18 protein-coding genes are annotated in these 19,865 nt (G+C 49.0%); 15 read left to right on the top strand and 3 right to left on the bottom strand.

The genetic code is table 11. The annotated features are described in order from the left end of the window. Window positions 1–16 precede the first annotated feature (16 nt). The 9 genes from BO18_RS17875 (at window position 17) to BO18_RS17835 (ending at window position 10,678) form a co-directional block, all read left to right on the top strand. Window positions 17–1,045 (top strand): AIR synthase family protein, encoded by a 1,029-nt coding sequence (locus tag BO18_RS17875; protein WP_034448789.1) that lies wholly within the window; start codon window positions 17–19, stop codon window positions 1,043–1,045. Between the two features lie 136 nt (window positions 1,046–1,181). Then, on the top strand, window positions 1,182–2,423 hold the full coding sequence (gene glyA / locus BO18_RS17870; RefSeq protein ID WP_034448787.1) for a serine hydroxymethyltransferase: 1,242 nt from the start codon (window positions 1,182–1,184) through the stop codon (window positions 2,421–2,423). A gap of 34 nt (window positions 2,424–2,457) precedes the next feature. Further along, window positions 2,458–3,768, top strand: a complete 1,311-nt coding sequence (locus BO18_RS17865; protein ID WP_034448785.1) for a replication-associated recombination protein A — start codon at window positions 2,458–2,460, stop codon at window positions 3,766–3,768. After that, the gene (locus BO18_RS17860; RefSeq protein ID WP_034448783.1) at window positions 3,761–4,303 is read left to right on the top strand and encodes a hypothetical protein; all 543 of its coding nucleotides are present in this window, start codon (window positions 3,761–3,763) and stop codon (window positions 4,301–4,303) included. Before BO18_RS17865 ends, BO18_RS17860 begins: the two co-directional genes overlap by 8 nt. A gap of 2 nt (window positions 4,304–4,305) precedes the next feature. Further along, entirely contained in the window at window positions 4,306–4,752 is a 447-nt protein-coding gene (gene dtd, locus BO18_RS17855; protein ID WP_034448781.1) for a D-aminoacyl-tRNA deacylase, read from the top strand. 128 nt (window positions 4,753–4,880) lie between these two features. Beyond that, window positions 4,881–6,209, top strand: coding sequence for an ATP-dependent Clp protease ATP-binding subunit ClpX (gene clpX, locus BO18_RS17850; protein ID WP_034448779.1), 1,329 nt, complete (start codon window positions 4,881–4,883; stop codon window positions 6,207–6,209). 28 nt (window positions 6,210–6,237) lie between these two features. After that, entirely contained in the window at window positions 6,238–7,194 is a 957-nt protein-coding gene (locus BO18_RS17845; protein WP_034448778.1) for an ROK family protein, read from the top strand. A 24-nt stretch (window positions 7,195–7,218) separates the two neighbouring features. Beyond that, window positions 7,219–9,873, top strand: a complete 2,655-nt coding sequence (locus tag BO18_RS17840; protein ID WP_034448777.1) for a valine--tRNA ligase — start codon at window positions 7,219–7,221, stop codon at window positions 9,871–9,873. Window positions 9,874–9,889: 16 nt separating this feature from the next. Beyond that, complete coding sequence (locus BO18_RS17835) at window positions 9,890–10,678, top strand: hypothetical protein (RefSeq protein WP_034448776.1); 789 nt, start codon at window positions 9,890–9,892, stop codon at window positions 10,676–10,678. Window positions 10,679–10,812: 134 nt separating this feature from the next. On the opposite strand, the gene BO18_RS17830 is transcribed toward BO18_RS17835, so the two are convergent. The 3 genes from BO18_RS17830 to BO18_RS17820 are packed head-to-tail and all read right to left on the bottom strand — an operon-like array spanning window position 10,813 to window position 14,065. Further along, the gene (locus BO18_RS17830) at window positions 10,813–11,526 is read right to left on the bottom strand and encodes a pseudouridine synthase (RefSeq protein ID WP_034448774.1); all 714 of its coding nucleotides are present in this window, start codon (window positions 11,524–11,526) and stop codon (window positions 10,813–10,815) included. Next, a complete protein-coding gene (locus BO18_RS17825; protein WP_051688910.1) occupies window positions 11,513–13,378 on the bottom strand; it encodes a HAMP domain-containing sensor histidine kinase in 1,866 nt (621 codons plus the stop codon). Before BO18_RS17825 ends, BO18_RS17830 begins: the two co-directional genes overlap by 14 nt. Continuing rightward, on the bottom strand, window positions 13,379–14,065 hold the full coding sequence (locus BO18_RS17820; protein WP_034448773.1) for a response regulator transcription factor: 687 nt from the start codon (window positions 14,063–14,065) through the stop codon (window positions 13,379–13,381). A gap of 157 nt (window positions 14,066–14,222) precedes the next feature. Between BO18_RS17820 and BO18_RS17815 the strand changes: the two genes are divergently transcribed. The 6 genes from BO18_RS17815 to BO18_RS17790 form a co-directional block, all read left to right on the top strand. Beyond that, on the top strand, window positions 14,223–15,596 hold the full coding sequence (locus BO18_RS17815; RefSeq protein WP_034448772.1) for a hypothetical protein: 1,374 nt from the start codon (window positions 14,223–14,225) through the stop codon (window positions 15,594–15,596). 103 nt (window positions 15,597–15,699) lie between these two features. After that, the gene (locus BO18_RS17810) at window positions 15,700–17,061 is read left to right on the top strand and encodes a hypothetical protein (RefSeq protein ID WP_034448770.1); all 1,362 of its coding nucleotides are present in this window, start codon (window positions 15,700–15,702) and stop codon (window positions 17,059–17,061) included. 43 nt (window positions 17,062–17,104) lie between these two features. After that, window positions 17,105–17,695 (top strand): hypothetical protein, encoded by a 591-nt coding sequence (locus BO18_RS17805; protein ID WP_034448769.1) that lies wholly within the window; start codon window positions 17,105–17,107, stop codon window positions 17,693–17,695. A gap of 3 nt (window positions 17,696–17,698) precedes the next feature. Then, window positions 17,699–18,598: a class I SAM-dependent methyltransferase gene (locus tag BO18_RS17800; protein ID WP_034448768.1), complete on the top strand. Its 900-nt coding sequence runs from the start codon at window positions 17,699–17,701 to the stop codon at window positions 18,596–18,598. Then, window positions 18,583–19,272: an RluA family pseudouridine synthase gene (locus BO18_RS17795; RefSeq protein WP_034448766.1), complete on the top strand. Its 690-nt coding sequence runs from the start codon at window positions 18,583–18,585 to the stop codon at window positions 19,270–19,272. The genes BO18_RS17800 and BO18_RS17795 overlap by 16 nt, the downstream gene beginning before the upstream one ends. A gap of 64 nt (window positions 19,273–19,336) precedes the next feature. Next, the coding region (locus tag BO18_RS17790; RefSeq protein WP_034448764.1) for a class I tRNA ligase family protein at window positions 19,337–19,865 on the top strand (529 nt) is incomplete at its 3' end.

The following is a 19,865-nucleotide window of genomic DNA, read 5'->3' as shown; positions in this document are numbered from 1 at the left end:
GCAGGGGGGATAAGTCTTGAGGATAGGAAAACTTACAGATGAGCAGCTTGAAGCTCTTGTTTTATCGAGATTGCCCGGATTATCGAGCAATACGCTCTCGGGTGCCGGAATCGGTGCTGACTGCGCATGGCTCAAAACAGGCGAGAACCTCCTCGTAACATCGTCAGATCCCATAACTGCCGGAGGAAGCGAGTCCGGTACTCTTGCGATCCACGTATCCTGCAATGACATTTCCGCATGCGGAGTTAAGCCCACGGGCATACTGATAGTTATAATCGCTCCTCCTGATTCAACTGAAGAAGACATAAGTTCGATCGTGGACCAGGCCAGCCGCGAGGCTAAAAAACTCGGAGTTGACATAGTAGGCGGTCACACAGAGGTGTCTGACTGCGTGAACAGGTTTGTGGTTATCTCGACGGCTTTTGGAGTAGTCGAGAAGGGAAGCGCCGTTCCTTTGGGACATGCTCTGCCCGGTGACAAACTGATCATAACCAAGACCGGAGCAATCGAAGGCAGCTTCATAGCCGCAAATGAGCACCGCGCCAAACTCGAAGGCAAAGTGCCTGAGGAGTATATCGAGGAAGCGAAGACTTACAGCAAGCTGATCTCAGTCGTCAGGGAAGGAACCATCCTGGGACCTCTGCCTTCTTCGACCGGGGCATTGAGAGAGGACGGTTTTCCGAGATCCTGCGTAAACCTCATGCACGACGTAACCGAGGGCGGTGTTGAGGGAGCGGCTTTTGAGATGGCCGACTTTTCGAAGACCGGCGTTACGCTTGATGAGCGCCTCGTTCCTTTTACGGATTGTTCGAAGGCTATCTGCGGTGCGTTGGGACTTGATCCGTTCAGGCTCATATCGTCCGGAGCGCTCATGATCGCATCGTCCGAACCCGAAAAAGTTATATCGGCACTTGAGGCCGAAGGTATAAAAGCCACCGTGATAGGCGAGTTCACAGAGCTCTCTGAGGGCGCTAAAACAATCGGTCCTGACGGCGTGACCAGACCTATGCCTGCTCCTTCGGCAGATGAGATCTATAAGATCTGAGCTTCCGGTACTCGTCTTTTATAGCCTATTTGCACACGAAAACGCGGTATTTTACTAAAGTTTTTTTGCTTGATTGAAAAGGGTCCTTATACTAAAATATTACGCGTTGATTACAACCCGAGGAGGAATTTTATATATGTACGACCACATCAAGGCTGAGGATTCTGAAGTCTATTCCGCAATAATGCAGGAGATCGGACGTCAGAGAAACAAGATCGAGCTTATCGCATCAGAGAACATGGTTTCCGAGGCTGTCCTCGAAGCAGCAGGTTCTCCGCTCACAAACAAATACGCAGAGGGTTACCCGGGAAAGCGTTATTACGGCGGATGCGAGTATGTGGATATCGTAGAGCAGCTTGCAATAGACAGAGCTAAGCAGCTCTTCGGTGCTGAGCACGTTAACGTACAGCCCCACTCCGGTGCACAGGCTAACACGGCAGTTTATTTCGCCATCCTCGAACCCGGTGACACCATCCTCGGACTCGACCTCTCACACGGCGGTCACCTCACTCACGGTATGAAGATCAACGTTTCCGGAAGAACATATCATTCCGAGTTCTATCAGGTAGACGAGAAGACACAGATGCTCGACTACGAGGCAATCAGAGCAAAGGCTCTCGAGTGCAAGCCTAAGGTAATCGTTGCAGGCGCTTCTGCTTATCCGAGGATCATCGACTTTAAGAAATTCAGAGAGATCGCTGACGAAGTTGGCGCGTATCTCTTCGTTGATATGGCACACATTGCCGGTCTTGTAGCAGCAGGACTTCACCCGAATCCGGTTCCGTACGCTGATTTCGTAACGACAACTACACACAAGACATTGAGAGGACCCCGTGGCGGTATCATCATGTGCAAAGAGGAATATGCGAAGAAGATCAATTCCGCAGTATTCCCCGGACAGCAGGGCGGCCCCCTCATGCACATCATCGCTGCAAAGGCTGTTGCTTTCAAGGAAGCTCTCTCTCCTGAGTTCAGAGCTTATGCCGAGCAGATCATAAAGAACGCAAAGGCAATGAGCGAAGCACTCCTCGCAAGAGGCGTTAACCTCGTTTCAGGCGGAACTGACAACCACCTCATGCTCATCGACCTGAGAGGCACAGGCGTTACAGGCGCTATGCTCCAGGAGCGTTTGGATGATGTAAACATCACGGCTAACAAGAATACAATTCCTTTCGATCCCGAAAAGCCTACAGTAACATCCGGCGTACGTGTTGGTACACCTGCAGCTACTGCAAGAGGCTTCAAGGAAGAGGATTTCGTTGAAGTTGCAAACATCATTGCCGATTGCATCTTCGACTACGATAACAAGAAGGAAGAATCCATCAAGAGAGTCAAGGCTCTTACTGATAAGTATCCCGTATATCCTGATATCGTTTGATCCCGCTTTGAGCTGATACTCAAAGCTAAGGCTTATGGAAGATAACAAACCGCTGGCTTACAGAATGTCTCCGTTGACTCTGGATGAGTATGCGGGGCAGGAGCATATTATCGGCAAAGGTAAGATGCTCCGACGGATGATCGAGGCAGACAGACTGTCTTCGATCATTTTGTTCGGGCCGCCTGGAGTCGGCAAGACTGCTCTTGCACGTGTTATCGCCAATACCACCAAATCCAGGTTTGAACAGCTGAATGCCGTCACGGCAGGCGTTTCGGACATCAAGAAGATAGTTTCCGACGCCTCGAATCCGTTGCTTTCGGAAGGCCGCAAGACTGTCCTGTTCATCGACGAGATCCACAGATTCAACAAGCTCCAGCAGGATGCGCTTCTCCCGTTCGTAGAGGACGGGACTGTCGTGCTGATCGGAGCCACGACGGAAAATCCGTTCTTTGAAGTGAACAAGGCTCTTGTCTCGAGATCAACCGTATGTCAGCTGAAGCCTCTCGAGGCAAAGGACATAGTTAAGGTTCTAAAGAATGCCCTGACAGACAAGGAACGCGGCTTAGGCTCGATGGATGTCGAGATCTCCGATGAGACACTGATCAAGATAGCCGAGACTTCGAACGGAGACGCGAGATCTTCACTGAACAGTCTTGAACTTGCCGTTATTACAACACCTCCTTCGGCTGACGGTACCATCGTTATTACGGACGAGGTAATGAAGGAATGTATCCAGACCAGGACTGTTCTTTTCGATAAGGACGGGGAAAACCACTATGACAATATAAGCGCCATGATCAAGTCCATGAGGGGCTCTGATCCTGACGCAGTTATACTATATCTGGCCCGTGCGCTCGCTGCGGGCGAGGACATCGAGTTCCTGGCAAGGCGGATCATGATCTGCGCGGCCGAAGATGTCGGAATGGCCAATCCCAACGCGCTGCTTGTGGCAGTTGCCGCTTATGAATGCGCCAGGGCCGTCGGCATGCCGGAGGCGAGGATACCGCTGGCCGAAGCTGCGATCACGGTCGCGACTTCGCCAAAGTCCAACGCGGCTTATCTGGCCATTGACAAGGCGCTGGGAGATGTCAGGTCAAAAGATACGGGAGTCGTTCCCATGCACCTCAGGAATGCGCCTGCTAAGGGCATGGAGGATCTTGGATATTCCGTCGGGTACAAGTATCCGCACGATTTCCCCGGACACATAACAAAGCAACAGTATATGACCGATAAGATGCTCGGAACGAAGTATTACGAGCCGACGGATATCGGATATGAGCGCAAGGTCAATGAGTATCTCGAATACGTAAAGAAGATGACCGGGCAGGGGGGACAGGATGCGTAAGGCAGCAGTGTTATTGATTACCTTTATGGTGTTGGTTTTTGGCATTTCGGGCTGTAATGAGATAAAGGAACAGCCTTTTAAGATCGAAGATCCCGTGACCATTGAACAGGTAAACACGGGCGGAAAATATGTTGCGAGGGCTTTCCTGGAGTCGATCTTCACCGATGACCGGGAACTGTTCAATAAATGCTATCCCGACGGTTATCTCGAAAGACTCGGCAAGGCTGCCGGCGCTGATGTTTTCGAGCAGTATAAGAGCGTAATGAAAGTCAGCTCGGCTGTTATGGGTACCGCATCGGTGGACTACAGGGATTACACGATAGAGAACGGTTATGACCAGGCGAGCATGAAGGCTCACATATGCCTTAACACGGAAGCCGAATACTCGGAGATTAGCCAGATACAGCTTCAAAAGATCGGAGTCCGATTCAGCGGTTCCGGAGATACCATGGATACGTATTTCTATTTTGTTGTATACGAGAGAAACGGTAACTGGTATATGCTCGAGACTTTCAAGGGCGAAATGGAGTTCTGATCATGAGATTCTGCATACAGGTCGTAAAACAGGCATCAGTTGATATCGATGGTGAGACGGTGTCTTCGATAGGCCCCGGCATGCTCGTCCTCTGCGGCGTCGGCAAGGACGATGATGAGGCTGTTGCTGACAAGATGATCGCCAAGCTCCTGAAGCTCAGGATATTTTCAGACGAGAACGGCAAGACGAACCTCAGTCTGACAGATATCGGCGGGGAAATGCTCCTAGTGTCCCAGTTTACGCTCTATGCTGACTGCAAGCACGGAAACAGACCTTCATTTACGGACAGCATGGGTCCTCAGAGAGCAGAAGAGCTCTATAACTATATCGCTGACACCATAAGACCTCAGGTCAAAAAGCTCGGAACCGGCGTTTTCGGGGCAGACATGCAGGTGAGTCTGATCAATGACGGCCCGTTCACCGTCATCCTCGATTCTGCGGCCATTTAACCGCCGTTTGTGTCATTGACTGATAATTTTTCACGCGTTTGAAATATTATATATATATTATTTTGTTAAAATAGCGTCGTAGTGATAGAATATCATGACTACGAATTTTGTTTTTCAGGAGTTATTTAATGGCTAATTCTAAGAACGGCAACTACGGCGGCGACTCCAGAGAAGTCTTAAGCTGCTCTTTTTGCGGCAAATCCGAGTATGAGGTACCGAGACTTTTCTCAGGCGTAAACTGTTATATCTGCATCGACTGCATCAGGACGGCTTACGGCATCGTAGCTGAGGAGGAGAAAGTCAACAAGAAGCGCAAGATGCGCAGCATCAAGCCCAAAAAGCTTGTTACACCCCATGAGATAAAAGAAAAGCTCGACAGTTACGTCATAGGACAGGAAGAAGCAAAGGTCGCTCTTTCGGTTGCGGTTTATAACCATTACAAGAGAGTATATGCTGACCTTCCTCAGGACGATACTGAGATCTCCAAGAGCAATATCCTGTTGCTCGGACCTACAGGTTCAGGTAAGACGCTCCTGGCACAGACCCTTGCAAGGATACTCAATGTTCCTTTTGCGGTTGCTGACGCAACGAGCCTTACACAGGCAGGTTACGTCGGAGAAGACGTCGAGAACATTCTCTTAAAGCTCATTATCGCTGCTGATTATGATATAGACAGGGCCCAGACGGGTATCGTTTATATCGACGAGATCGACAAGATCACGAAGAAGTCCGAGAACGTTTCCATTACGCGTGACGTAAGCGGCGAAGGCGTTCAGCAGGCATTGCTCAAGATATTGGAGAGCACGGTCGCAAACGTACCTCCGAAGGGCGGCAGAAAGCATCCCAACGAAGAGTGCATCAAGATCGATACGACAAACATACTCTTTATCGTAGGCGGCGCTTTCGACGGCCTTGATGAGATAATCGCTGAGAGAGTCGAGCAGAAGCAGTACGGTTTCGGAGCCGAGGTCCAGTCAAAGAAGGACCGCAACAGCGGCTTCTATTTCCACGATGTTAAGCCTGACGACCTCATGAAGTTCGGTCTGATTCCCGAGTTTATCGGCCGTCTGCCGGTAACAGTATCTTTGGACAAGCTCGACAGGGATGCTCTCGTAAGAGTACTCACCGAACCCAGGAATGCGATCATCAAGCAGTATCAGAAGATGCTCAAGATGGACGATGTTGATCTCATTTTCGAAGAGGATGCCATCAAGGCAATTGCCGATAAGGCGATCGAGCAGAATATCGGCGCCAGAGGTCTCCGTTCGATCATAGAGGGAACCATGAGAGATGTAATGTTCGATATCCCTTCCGAGAAGGATGTAAAGGAATGCATCATCAAGAAAGAAACCATCGTTGAAGGAAAGCAGCCTGTTCTTATCTACAAGAACGGCACACAGGAAAAGAAGAACTTCAGCGATGCCGGCACGGCTGGAACCGCGCTTGGCGTCAGCTGAGAAAATAAATTAGAGGAGGAATTAAGCAATGGCAGAATCTTATAATCTTTGTCTTGATATCGGCGGTACCAAGGTTCTCGGTGTTATCTTCAACTCCAAGAAAGAAGTGGTGTACAGGCTTAAGAAGAAGACCAAGGCCGGCGGTGATTCTTCCGAGAACGTTGAACAGGTCATCATCAACGTGGTAAAGGAACTCATCAGCACATCAGGTATCAAGAAGAGCGACATACATGCCATTGCAGCAGGCGCTCCCGGCGTCATCGACCAGGATAAGGGCGTTGTCCTTTTCTCACCCAATCTCCCATGGAGAAATTACAACATCAGAAAACCGATCGAAGAGGAGTTCGGATGCCCGTTCTATATCGGCAACGACGTTAATGTCGGCGTGCTGGGTGAATACAAGTTCGGTGCCGCTAAAGGCTACAAGAACGTTGTTGGTCTCTTCGTCGGAACCGGAATGGGCGGCGGACTGATCCTTAACGGTGAACTGTTTACAGGCAACAAGTTCAAGGCTGCCGAATATGGCCACATGATCCTCGATCCTGAGGGTCCTTTGTGCAACTGCGGCCAGAGAGGCTGTCTTGAGGCATTCTCCAGTAAGCAGGGTATGTCATCCTATATCAGACAGCAGGTCTCCAGAGGCAGAAAGTCTTCCATGGCCGAGACAGTTACGGACGGTGTATTCAAGTCCAAGGCATTGAAGAATGCTCTCGCCGAAGGTGATGCCGTGGCAAGGGAAGCCGTCAACCGCGCATGCCATTATCTGGCCATCGCATCCGGCAATCTCGTCAATACGTTCAGCCCTGACGTGGTCGTTTATGGCGGCGGCGTCATCGAAGCAGTAGGTGACATCTTCATGGAAAAGATCCTTGCGGAAGTTGACAGATACTGCATGCCTTCCATCAGGGAGACAGTTGAGTTTAAGAAAGCGGCTCTGGGAGATGATTCCATTCTCTATGGCGCGCTCTCGATGATAAAGAAGTAAATTAGAGAGGATATCAGATCATTTATGGCAAGAATCGACAACATCAGTAAAGCATTTGATCCGAATGAGGCGGAGAGCAGACTTTACAGCAAGTGGATGAACAGCAACTATTTTAAGCCCAAGGCAGGCAAGACGGGGAAGAAGTTCTCTATCGTTATGCCCCCGCCGAATATCACGGGTCAGCTCCACATGGGTCACGCTCTGGACAACACGCTTCAGGATACCCTCACAAGATATAAGAGAATGGCAGGCTATGAGACCCTTTGGGTTCCGGGTACCGACCACGCATCGATCGCCACAGAGGCCAGGATCGTTGAGACCATGCGTAAGGAAGGCCTTACAAAGGACGACTTGGGCCGTGACAAGTTCCTCGAAAGAGCCTGGGCCTGGAAAGAGCAGTACGGCGGCAGGATCGTCGAGCAGCTTAAGAAGATCGGTTCTTCATGCGACTGGTCACACGAGCGTTTTACAATGGATGAAGGCTGCTCTGACGCAGTTAAGGAAGTTTTCGTTAAGTACTATAACCAGGGATTTATCTACAGAGGCGAGAGGATCATCAATTGGTGTCCTCATTGCCTTACATCCATCTCCAATGCGGAAGTTGATTATGCCGATCAGGCAGGCCACTTCTGGCATCTGAGATATCCTTTCGAGGACGGTTCCGGATATATCGATCTTGCAACCACAAGACCTGAGACTCTCCTCGGAGATACTGCGGTAGCAGTTAACCCCAAGGACGAGCGTTATAAGGATGTTATCGGCAAGATGCTCATCCTGCCTCTCGTAGGTCGCAGGATTCCCGTTATCGCCGATGATTACGTAGACATCGAATTCGGTACAGGTGCAGTTAAGATCACTCCTGCGCACGATCCCAACGACTTTGAGGTCGGTCAGCGTCACGGACTTGAGGTTATCACCGTTCTTACAGCTGATGCAAAGATCACGGAAGATTATCCCAAGTACGCCGGAATGGACAGATACGAAGCGCGTGAGGCTATCGTTAAGGATCTCGAAGAGGGCGGATATTTAACAGAGATCGAAGATTATTCGCACAATGTAGGTACATGCTACAGATGCGGTACCACGATTGAGCCCAGAGTTTCACTCCAGTGGTTCGTAAAGATGGAAGAACTCGCTAAGCCTGCTATCGAAGCAGTCAGAAACGGTTCCATCAGGTTCGTACCTGAGAGATTCTCAAAGAATTACTTCAACTGGATGGAAGACATCAGAGACTGGTGCATCTCACGTCAGCTCTGGTGGGGTCACAGGATCCCCGCTTTCTACTGCGACGACTGCGGTGAGTTGGTTGTCACAAAGGAATCTTCTTGCACATGTCCCAAGTGCGGCAAGGAGATGAGACAGGATCCCGACACTCTTGATACATGGTTCTCATCGGCACTGTGGCCTTTCTCCACGCTCGGATGGCCTGAAGAGACTGAAGACCTTGCAAAGTTCTATCCTACGGATACGCTCGTTACAGGTTATGACATCATTACGTTCTGGGTTTCCAGGATGATCGTTGCCGGTCTCGCGCATAAGAATGACGTTCCTTTCCGCGATGTTCTCATCCACGGTCTCGTAAGAGACTCTCAGGGACGTAAGATGAGTAAGTCTTTGGGCAACGGCATCGATCCTCTCGAGATCATCGAGCAGAACGGCTGTGACGCATTGAGATTTGCTCTTGTTACGGGTAACGCTCCGGGCAATGACCAGAGATTCCAGGAAGACAAGATCCTGATGGGCAGAAATCTTTCCAATAAGATCTGGAATGCCATGAGATTCGTTGTCATGAACACGGATGACGATTTCACACCTGACATGGTTGACGAGTCCATCTTCACAACTGAAGACAAGTGGATCTTAACTGAGCTCCATGATCTTATTTCTGAAGCGACTGTTAACATCGATAACTATGAGTTCGGCGTTGCCCTGAGCAAGATCGTAGACTTCCTCTGGGACAACTTCTGCGACTGGTATATCGAGATCACAAAGAGCAGACTTTACGATAAGGAATGCAAGACAAGGAACAATGCCATCTATCTCCTCAACTATGTATTGAGCGAAGCCATGAAGCTCCTGCATCCTTTTATGCCTTTCATCACTGAAGAGGTATATCAGAATCTCGTTATCGCCGATAAGGCAGAGTCCATCATGATCTCCGAGTGGCCTGAGGCAGACAAGGTCCTTTCAAGTGCTGAAGACGCAGAGATGATGAATACCATGATCGACGCTATCAGAGGCATCCGTGCAGTACGTAAGAATATGGACGTTGCTCCTTCACGTAAGGCTCACATCATCGTAGTTACAACATCTGATAAGATCGCAGATATGTTCACTCAGGGTGAGGGATTCCTTGAGAGACTTGCTTCCGTAAGCAGCCTTGAGACAAGAACTAATAAAGAAGGCATCCCGTCAACTGCAGTACAGGCAGTATTCGGCGGCGGAGAGATCTATATTCCTCTGGAAGACCTTATCGATATTGCCAAAGAGCTTGAGAGACTTGATAAGGAGAAGACACGTCTTGAAGGCGAGATCAAGCGTCTCAAGGGCAAGCTCTCCAATGAGTCTTTCGTAAGCAAGGCTCCTGCTGCAGTTGTTGATCAGGAGAGGGCAAAGCTTGCGAAGTATGAAGAGATGTATGCTAATCTTTCTGACAGAATAGAGGTTTTGAGTAAATAATTAAGGAGGGGTTTTTATGTCAAATGAACTCGAAAACAAAGAACTGATCGAGAAGCTGCCTAAAGAGGGGGTACATTGTTATCCGGCAAATCCTTCGAAGATCACACGCAACAGGATCTTATCCGTTGTCTTCTGCCTTTTGGGAGCATTCCTCGTAGCAGTTGGAATCGTCAAGGTCAGCGACAACATCATCAAGATCGGATTGCTCGTAGTAGGCGGTCTCAGTGCTTTGATAAGTATCCTTGTATTTGCTCAGTCATTCCTCATTGCAAAGTACCGTGTCGCAGTTGACTATAACGAGAAGAATGTCGTACTCAGATACCGTTACAGCAAGATTGCCATTCCTTTCGAGAACTTCGACGGCAGAGACGGAACACCTGACCAGGCTGAAGCTCTCATCGACAAGAACTTCAAGAAGGATAAGACATATTATCTTGTACTCGACGATGTTTTCGAGGACGCATGCTATCAGACATCGTCGACCGACCTCGAGTCAGTAGACGATTTCAAGCAGCTCCGTGACGAGTGCTTCGCCATCGCTGAAGCTTACGGTGCCCGCAACAGCAAGGATAAGGTCAAGTTCTACTATGAGAAGGATGATGACAAGGATGCAGGTTCCACCGATCTTGATGCTCTCATCGAAGAGACCAGAGCCGAGAAGAAGGCTGACGAGGAAGCCGAAGCTGCAAGAAGAGCAGAAGAGTATGCAGCAAGAGAAGCTGAGGAAGCTGCTGCAAGAGAGGCTGAGGAAACTGCTGAATCTGAAGTCGCTGAGTCTTCTGAAGAAAAGACTGAAGAAGAATAAGTCTTATATAATAATTTGAAATTTGAGACTGTCTCAAAATGCGGTACATGCATTTTGGGACAGTTTTTTATTTTAGTCCAACGCTGCAGGTATATGGTTGACTGATATTATGTTGGATGGAAAAAGTGATCTTATTACTCTATCCCGCTGAGCAGCTCTTTCTTTTCCCCGGCTGTCAGGTATCTCCATTTGCCGGTCTCGAGATCGCCTAAAAGGATATTCATGAAGCGGATGCGTTTGAGTTTTGTGACTCTGTAGCCAAGGTACTCACACATGCGGCGGATCTGACGGTTTAAGCCCTGATGAAGGATTATCTTGAATGTCCTGTCGCCGGCGGGAGTGATCTTGCAGGGAAGAGTCAGCTGTCCCAGAACGGGAACGCCGGATTCCATGGATTTAATGAAAGCTTTGTCATACGGGCGGTTTACGGTAACGAGATATTCTTTCTCGTGACCGTTCTCGGCACGCAGAAGCTTATTAACGATCGAGCCGTCGTTTGTAAGGAGGATAAGGCCTGATGAGTTCTTATCAAGACGTCCGACGGGGAAGATGCGCTCGCTAAAACCGATGTAGTCTATTATGTTTGAAGGGTCGCGGTTATCCGTGGTGCAGGTGACACCGAGAGGCTTGTTGAATGCGATATAGACCATTGAGTCCTCGGGTTTTATCCTGCGGCCGGACACTTCGACGACATCGCCGTCCATGACCTTGCTGCCCTGAACGGCAACTGTGCCGTTTATCGTGACCTTGCCTTTTTCGATTAGGGTATCGGCTTCACGCCTTGAGCAAATACCTGATGAGGCTATGTATTTGTTAAGCCTTATGCCTTCGTTATCAGTCCCAGACATCCGGAACCTCTGCCTTTGTCAGCGTGAAGGTGAAAGTGGAGCCTTCCTCATACTTGCTGTTGACGGTGATCGTCTCGCCCATGTAAGTAAGGAGTTCCTTTGCGATGGAAAGACCGAGGCCTGAGCCTTTCTTTCCGCGCGCACGATCTGCCTTGAAGAACCTGTCAAAGATATGACCGATGTCATACTCGTGTATGCCTTGTCCTGTGTCGGCAACCGATATGTAAACCTTTTTCTCCGTCTCGATGTAATCGGTAAGGATCGTGATGCTCTTGCCGGCCGGAGTGTATTTCTTGGCATTGTCGAGGAGGATGACCAGGATCTGCTCGACGCGGTCCGGGTTACCCATAACGGTAGGGAGCACGCCGTAATTGTTCTGTACGGAGAACCTGATGCCGGCTTCCTTCATGATGGGTTTGAACCTGATCTCGATGCTGTTTATGAGGTCGTTCGGATTGAAAGGGAACATCTTGAACGCAAGAGTCCTTGACTGGAGTTTGGAGAGCTCCAACATGTCGTCGATGAGTCTGGAAAGTCTCATCGTCTCGTTCAGGATGATCTGATAGTAACGCTGACGGTCTGACTCTTTCTTGACCATGCCGTCCGAGAGAGGTTCGATGAGACCTCTTAAAGTCTGGAGCGGGGTACGCAGCTCGTGTGAGATGTTCGCTACGTAATCCTGGCGGAAACGCTCGTTCTTCTGTTCCTCAAAGATATCACGGAAGAAGCCCGTAGCGCCTATTATTGTGCTGTTGTCGCTGGAATCGTATTTAGGGATGATGGTACACTGGTAAGCATAGTCCCTGTTGTCGATCTGTCTGGTCTTTGTCTCGCCGGTAGCGATACAGTCCTCAAAGTCTTTCCATACGTCATCGAAAGGAATGAGCTGGAGTCTCTCGGTAAACAGGTTGTTCTTATCAGCACGCTCGAAGAGCTTATGAATGGCTTTGTTTGTCGTAACGGGAACAGCATTCTTGTCTACAACGACGATACCGTCTGAGATCACGTCAAAGATATCCTGCAGCTGGTTACGTTCTGCCGTGAGGTCATTGATGGATTTGGACAGACGGTCTGCGAGGAAGTTGAAAGACTGACCGAGCTCACCGATCTCGCCTTTGTGGGATTCATCGGCACGTGCACTGAAGTCTCCCTTACCGTACTGCATCGCGATCTCATTGATCTCCTGCAAAGGAAGCACCATTCGGCTGACGAAAGCGTAAGCGGGTACGAGCATCGCTGCTGCTGCCATGAGCGTCGATAAAAGAAGAATGTTGAGGTATTTTCCGACAAGATCGCTGTAACCCTCAAGATAGGAGAGGGAATAAAGATCGTACGGATTGCCGTCGATAGTTACCGTGAAACGGTCTACTATTATCATGCTGTTGATCTTCATGTTGTCGACGACGACATAACCCATGTCCTCGCGGTCGATAACCGCATTTCCCATGCCGTCACGGTCGATTATGGAATAGCCGAGACCGTCTTTGTCACGGTAATTGAGGGATCTTAATACGGAACTTATGTTGGACGTGTCCTGCGCGGAAAGGTTGCGCTTCTCGATGCGTGTGTAATTGACCGCTTTTCCGTCAGCATTTAGAAGGTAATAGTCGTGCCCGGTGGCATAACTCGTCTCGAAAAAGAAAAGCCTGGTGTCGACGCTCCCGAAATAATCGGGGTTTTCCTCAAGGATATTCTTAAATTCCTCATCCTGCTTTATCGCGCTGTCGACTTCGAGCTCAAGTGTTGCGGTTCTTCCCGCAACAATGAATGCGATCGTCGCAAGTATGGCGGAAGCCAGAAGGGAAAGTACGACGAGCGTCATCGTTCGCTTAAGAAGCGTACTTTGGAACATTTACGATACCTCGAATTTGTAACCGATACCGTATATGGTCTGGATCGACCAGGGCGCATTATCGTAAGTTATCTTCTGTCTGATCCTCTTGATGTGGGTATCGACGGTCCTTGAATCGCCGTTATAGTCGACACCCCATACGGATTCCAGTATCTGTTCGCGTCCGAACACCTGACCCGGGTGGGAAGCCAGGAGATAGAGGATCTCAACTTCCTTCGGAGTGCAGGGAACGCCTTCGCCGTTAGACTTGACGGCGTAGTTGTTAAGGTTGATCTCGAGTCCGTCAAAAGTGAGGACGGAAGAGGGCTTGGGAGCATCACCGAAACGGCGCAGAACGGCCTTGACCCTTGCGATAACCTCGCGGGGTGAGAAAGGCTTTACGATATAGTCGTCCGCACCGAGCTCAAGACCTACGATCTTGTCAATCTCTTCTCCTTTGGCCGTAAGCATGATTATAGGGGTAGCCATAGTCTTTCTGAGTTCACGGCATACATCAAGGCCGCTCATCTCAGGCATCATGACGTCGAGGAGTATAAGGTCGGGCTTTGAAGCCTGGGCCATCTCAAGAGATTCTCTGCCGTCGTATGCATCTATGTGCGTGAAATTATCGTTATCAAGATATAAGCCTAATGATTCGTGTACGACCGGATCGTCGTCGCAGATTAAGATGTTAGGTGCTACTGACATTTTCAATACCCCCAATTTTATAGAGAATATTATATTATTCTTTAGGACAAAAGTGCAAACCGTTTCTGAAAATCAAATAATATTATGCTTTTTCATTGAGTTTTGTCGTAAATAAATATAGAATTTATTAATTGCTTCAATAAGGGAGGATGATTTTGTGAATAGAAATATCATTAAGAAGGCTGTATCTGCTGTTCTGACAGGTGCGGTCCTGTTGGGCTTTACCGGATGTCTTAATAACGGCGGAGCCAAAAAGGCTGTATTGGAAGTTGCCGATTCTCTGGCAACCGATATGTTGACCTGCAATGCAGGAAAGATCATCAAGAATACCGGTCTTGATAAGAAGAGCAAGGAGGCACAGTCTCTGACCGAACTCCTTTCCGATGATGAGAAAACCGATGACGAGAAGGCTTTCTTCAAGGCCGTCGAGTCCACCATCGAATATGAGATCGATGAGGAGTCTTGCACGGTAAACAAGGACAGCGCTTCCGTTGACATCGTTTTCACTATCGTCGATTATTCTTCTGTTCTTGCTGAGGATTTCAATGATATCGATGAGCTGACAAAGGCAATAAAGAAAGGTGACACCAACGAGATCACCTTTACTGCCGAGTTCGTCAAGGAAGACAAGGAATGGGTGCCCGACAATGTCGGAAGCAAGAAATTCCTCAAGCTCTACGATTACAGGAAAGTTGAGTTAGATCTCTCGCTTTCAGCCGAGAAGATCGCCGGCCTGATCGATAAGAACGTCAGTGATTTCTGGCTTACAACCGACGGCAAGTATGTTGATACCAACTTTATCCAGTACGATTATTTCTTCGCTTCCGAAGCTCTTGAATATGCAGACAAAGAGTTTTATCTGTATTTCAAGCTCTATAAGGACGGTCAGGTTGCTTATGTCAGCGACAACATGCTCTTTGGAAAGTCCACAAACATTTCCTGCCGTGTCGAGCTCGGAGATGTCGGCCTTACCGGAAGCATCTTTGAAGACGGTACTTACACCATCGAACTGCTTACCGCAGACGGTGAGGTAGTAGATACCGAGATCGTTACCGTTGAGCATACCGAGATCACCGTTCCTTCCGGCAATGGCGGCGGAAACGGCGGCGGCGGAAATACGACAACAGGCGGTGAGGGCGTTTATTTCGATTATTACGATAAGTCCTTCAAGCAGTATGTCATCGAGGCAGACTGGTTCGAGTATGACGTTGATGCCGGATGCCTTTCCGACGGCTGCTTCTATGACAAGTCGGTCCAGTATATCGCTTTCTCCATCCAGGTAACTCCCGAGTGCGACAAGGAACTCACATACTATTATTACTATGCCGCAAACGAGAATGAGCTCGCGGATGCACTCTCAGGTTCACCGATCTTTACTGACACAATCTCCGTAACCCAGTATGACAACGGATACTATTACGATATCGATTATGCGACAAACGGTGAGGCACAGTCAGGCTTCTATCTCCTGTTCGTAATGGATGCCGAGACGAACTCCAACATACTCTACGGATTCTGCAAGGTTTCATGAGAATCTGCCTGATTGTATAAAGAACAAGTTTGATATAATAAGTCGAAATAATGGTGGCGCCTTCAAAAGAGGCGCCACTTAAATGTGAGGAAATGGAATATTGATGCGTTATACAAAAAAGATATTCACTGTGTTCCTGGCTGTCTGCTGTGTCATGTCCGTGCTTTGCGGATGCAGCTCAGGTGACAGGAGCCCGGAAGCAAAGAGCCTCTGTGAGACTTTCTGTACCGACGTAAATGCCGGAGAGATCTCAAAGCTCGCTTCTTATTTTGACTACGGAACCATAACGGAAGAGGAACTGTCCGAACTTATCGCGCCTTCTGACTTTAACAAAGAAGAAGCCGCTTTCGCCGCTGCCATAAAAGAATCCACGGATTTCTCCGTTCAGGATCCCGTCTATGACAAGAACACTAAGACCGCAACCGTTTATGTCGTCTGGAAACAGGGCGACTTCAGTTCGGATGCGGCTCTTTCCGCAACCTCCGTTGAAGAGTTCAAGACGGCTCTTTCTTCGTCATCTTCGAAAAACATAACAGTAAATGTCACGGTCGACCTGAGCGGTGAGTTTGCCAGGATCAAGAATCCAAAAGATACAGTGGATGCCGTTTACGCTTACAACACCATAAACCACGGTATAATGCCTGGGCTCCTTTCGGATTTTTATACTGACTCAAATTGGGCTTTGGCTCCAAAAGGCGTTTATACGAACGTAAAAGAGATCGGACTGCGCGTAAACTTCAACAACGAGCTTTCCAGATACAGGTTCATTCCCGGGGTGTACTACACGGTATCGAGGGGCGGCGAGGTCATATACACATCTGACATCATGGATATCGAAGACAACAGCATCAGGCTGGATTATTCGATTGACATGGCAGGCGCAGGAGACCTCAACGAGGACGGTTTCATCACTGACGGCAAGTATTCGGTAATGGTCTTTGACGCGCACTCAAAGCAGATCTGCACATCCGACTGTGAAGTCGTTAATGAGATCCTCGAGAAAGAAGAGATAGTTTTCGAGGAATACAAGAAGGAGCACTACCTGACCGATCTCGTCTATGACATAAAGGACAGCGACCTTATGGCAAATTCGTTTGTCTTTAACACAGGCTGGTGGGACTACGACGGCACATCAGTCGGCAAGAGTGCTTTTGCTTCAAACACTAAAACACTCGGATTCTCTCTTGCTGTCAGCAGCACAAATGACAACGAGCTCTACTACGATTACTATTACAGCGAGAAATCCGATTTCAAGGATGTGAACGAGACCGAACCCGTTTTCAGCGCTTCCTGCAAGCCTACTGTCTATGACGATCAGTCCTGCTACGACATCGACTATACTCCTGCGGAGATGAAGCCGGGATTCTACGGTCTCGTGGTCTATGGAGATGCCGGCAGGAAACATATTGTGTTCACTGCTGCATGCATCGTTGTCGAAGAGACGAGCGGAGATGTAATAGACTGACGATCCCTGATATAATCTAAGGATCTTTCAGATAAGAGGTTCTATGGCGGATCGGATATCACATCAGATGATAAAAAAGATAACTGCGGCGCTGCTGACTCTGCCGTTGGTTATAAGTATCGCTTCGTGTTCGGCCATTGATATCCTCGGCAGTGAGGAGACGCACGGAGGAAGGATCCGTTCTTCCGAGCCGAGCAAGCCCGAGCACGGTTCCCGTGGTACCGAACCTACCTATGAAACGATGGAACCGACCGGAACTTACACCTCCGAAACATATGTGATGACTGATCCTGACTTTGACTATATTAGCAGCGTATATGTCTACAGCATCTGGTATGATCCGACCGAGGATAATCCCGTGTATTACCAGGTCTTCGATACTGAAGACATGTTTGCCATGAAGGGTGTATTCTATTTCTCGGTTCCTCTTAATGCAATTTTTGAAGCAAGATTATATAAAGACGGCGAGGTTCTTCTTACGAGAGACGTCGTCTTGAAGGATAATGTAACCGCTGAAGCCGATTTCAGCGCCGGAATGGAGGGCTGGGGCACGTTTGCTCCCGGAGACTATTATGTCGAGCTCCTTTTCGAAGGACGGCGCGTGGCGGTAACTAACAGTATCGGGGTGGTCTGAGATATGTTTATATCGGATAACTGGAAAGATTATGAACTCCTTTATTGCGGAGCAGGCGAAAAGTATGAACGCTGGGGCGATGTAACCTTAAGGCGTCCCGATCCTCAGGCTGTCTGGCCCGTGATAAGGAACGGCAAAGAGATACCGATGGACGAACTCGAGAAGCCGTCGGCGCTCTACAACAGGAGCAATACGGGCGGAGGTGCCTGGACGAAGCTTAAGAATTTCCCCTCAACATGGAAGATAAGTTACGATTCCCTTGGAAAGAAACTGACGTTCATAATAGAACCTACGGCTTTCAAACATACGGGGCTTTTCCCCGAGCAGGCTTCAAACTGGGATTTCTGCGGAAATCTCATAGAAAATGCGAAAAAAGCGGGGAAGAAGGATATCAAAGTCCTTAATCTATTCGCTTATACGGGTGCCCAGACCCTGGCCTGCGCCGCGCACGGTGCCGATGAGGTCGTCCATGTCGACGCTTCAAAGGGCATGATCGCAAGAGCGAAGGAGAACATCAAAGAAAGCGGGCTCGAAGACCGTTATGTCAGGTTTATCGCTGAGGACTGCAAAAAGTTCGTCGAGCGCGAGATAAGAAGAGGACGCAGATACGACGGAATAATCATGGATCCGCCCTCATACGGCAGAGGCCCTTCGGGAGAACTGTGGAAGCTCGAGGACTCTTTCTACGATCTGGTCAAGCTCTGTTCCGAACTGATCTCGGATGATCCGCTTTTCTTTATCGCAAGTTCCTATGCCACAGGCATTACTGCCCAGGCATCGGGTCAGATCTTAAAGCTCGCGATCCCGGGCGGCAGGGTGGAAGCGGATGAACTGATGCTTCCCGTATCGAAGATGGATGCATATCTTCCTTGTGGTCAGACGGCAAGATGGACGGCAAAGTAGAACTCCCGTACGGCGTAAATGTCCTTTACGAGGATAATCATATAATCGTGGCCTTAAAGCCGGCAGGCGTGCTGTCCCAGTCGGATGGCACCGGAGCTCCGGACATGCTCACGGTCTTAAAGGCGTATATCAAAGAGAAATATTCCAAACCGGGTGAAGTTTATCTGGGACTCGTTCACAGGCTCGACAGGCCCGTGTCCGGAGTCATGGTCTTTGCAAGGACCAGCAAAGCGGCATCAAGGCTTTCGGAGCAGATAAGGTCCAGAAAGGTCGAAAAGATCTACAGATGTGTGGTGGACGGTGTTCTCGAAGGCTCGGGAAGGCTCGAAAACTATATCTGCAAGGATGAAAAGACCAATACGGTAACCGTATCCGATACAGAGAAGCCGGGTTTTAAGCGTTCATACCTTAATTATAAGGCGATCTGCTCAAAAGACGGGCTCACGCTGGCCGAAGTAAAGCTCGGGACGGGAAGATCCCACCAGATAAGGGCCCAGATGGCACATGCCGGATACCCTCTGATCGGTGATCAGAAGTACGGACATGCGGACAAAAGATGCAAAGATATTGCCCTCGATGCTTACAGATTATCTTTCGAACACCCCGTAAAGCGCGAAAACATTGCGTTTGAGGCGCCTGTCCCGTCAGTTTTTCCGTGGAGCCTGTTTGCTTGACTTTGAAGCCCCATAATATATATAATTTTAACTTGCAAAATTATATATAAAGGTGAAGCGGTTTATGTACAACAAAGTTTCAAAAGACCTTAATTTCGTGGACAGAGAGAAACAGGTTCTCGAATTCTGGAAGCAGAACGACATCTACAAGAAGAGCATTGCGCCCAAGGCTGACGGTGCTCCGACTTTTACTCTTTATGACGGCCCTCCGACGGCTAACGGAAAGCCTCATATCGGACATATCAAGACGAGAGTCATTAAGGACGTTATCCCGAGATATCACGCAATGAAGGGCGAGACGATCGTCTTCAAGGCAGGCTGGGATACTCACGGACTTCCGGTCGAGCTCGAAGTCGAGAAGGCTCTGGGCATCAACGGCAAGCCCCAGATCGAAGGTTACGGCGTAGAACCCTTCATCAAGAAGTGTAAGGAATCCGTCTGGACATACAAGGACCAGTGGGAGCACATGAGCGACCGCGTAGGTTTCTGGGCTGATATGGAACATCCTTATGTTACATACGACAACAACTACATCGAGTCCGAGTGGTGGGCATTAAAGCAGATGTGGGATCAGGGCCTTATCTACAAGGGCC

The sequence above is a fragment of the Butyrivibrio sp. AE2032 genome, assembly GCF_000702965.1.
This window is presented reverse-complemented; position numbering and strand designations above follow the sequence as displayed.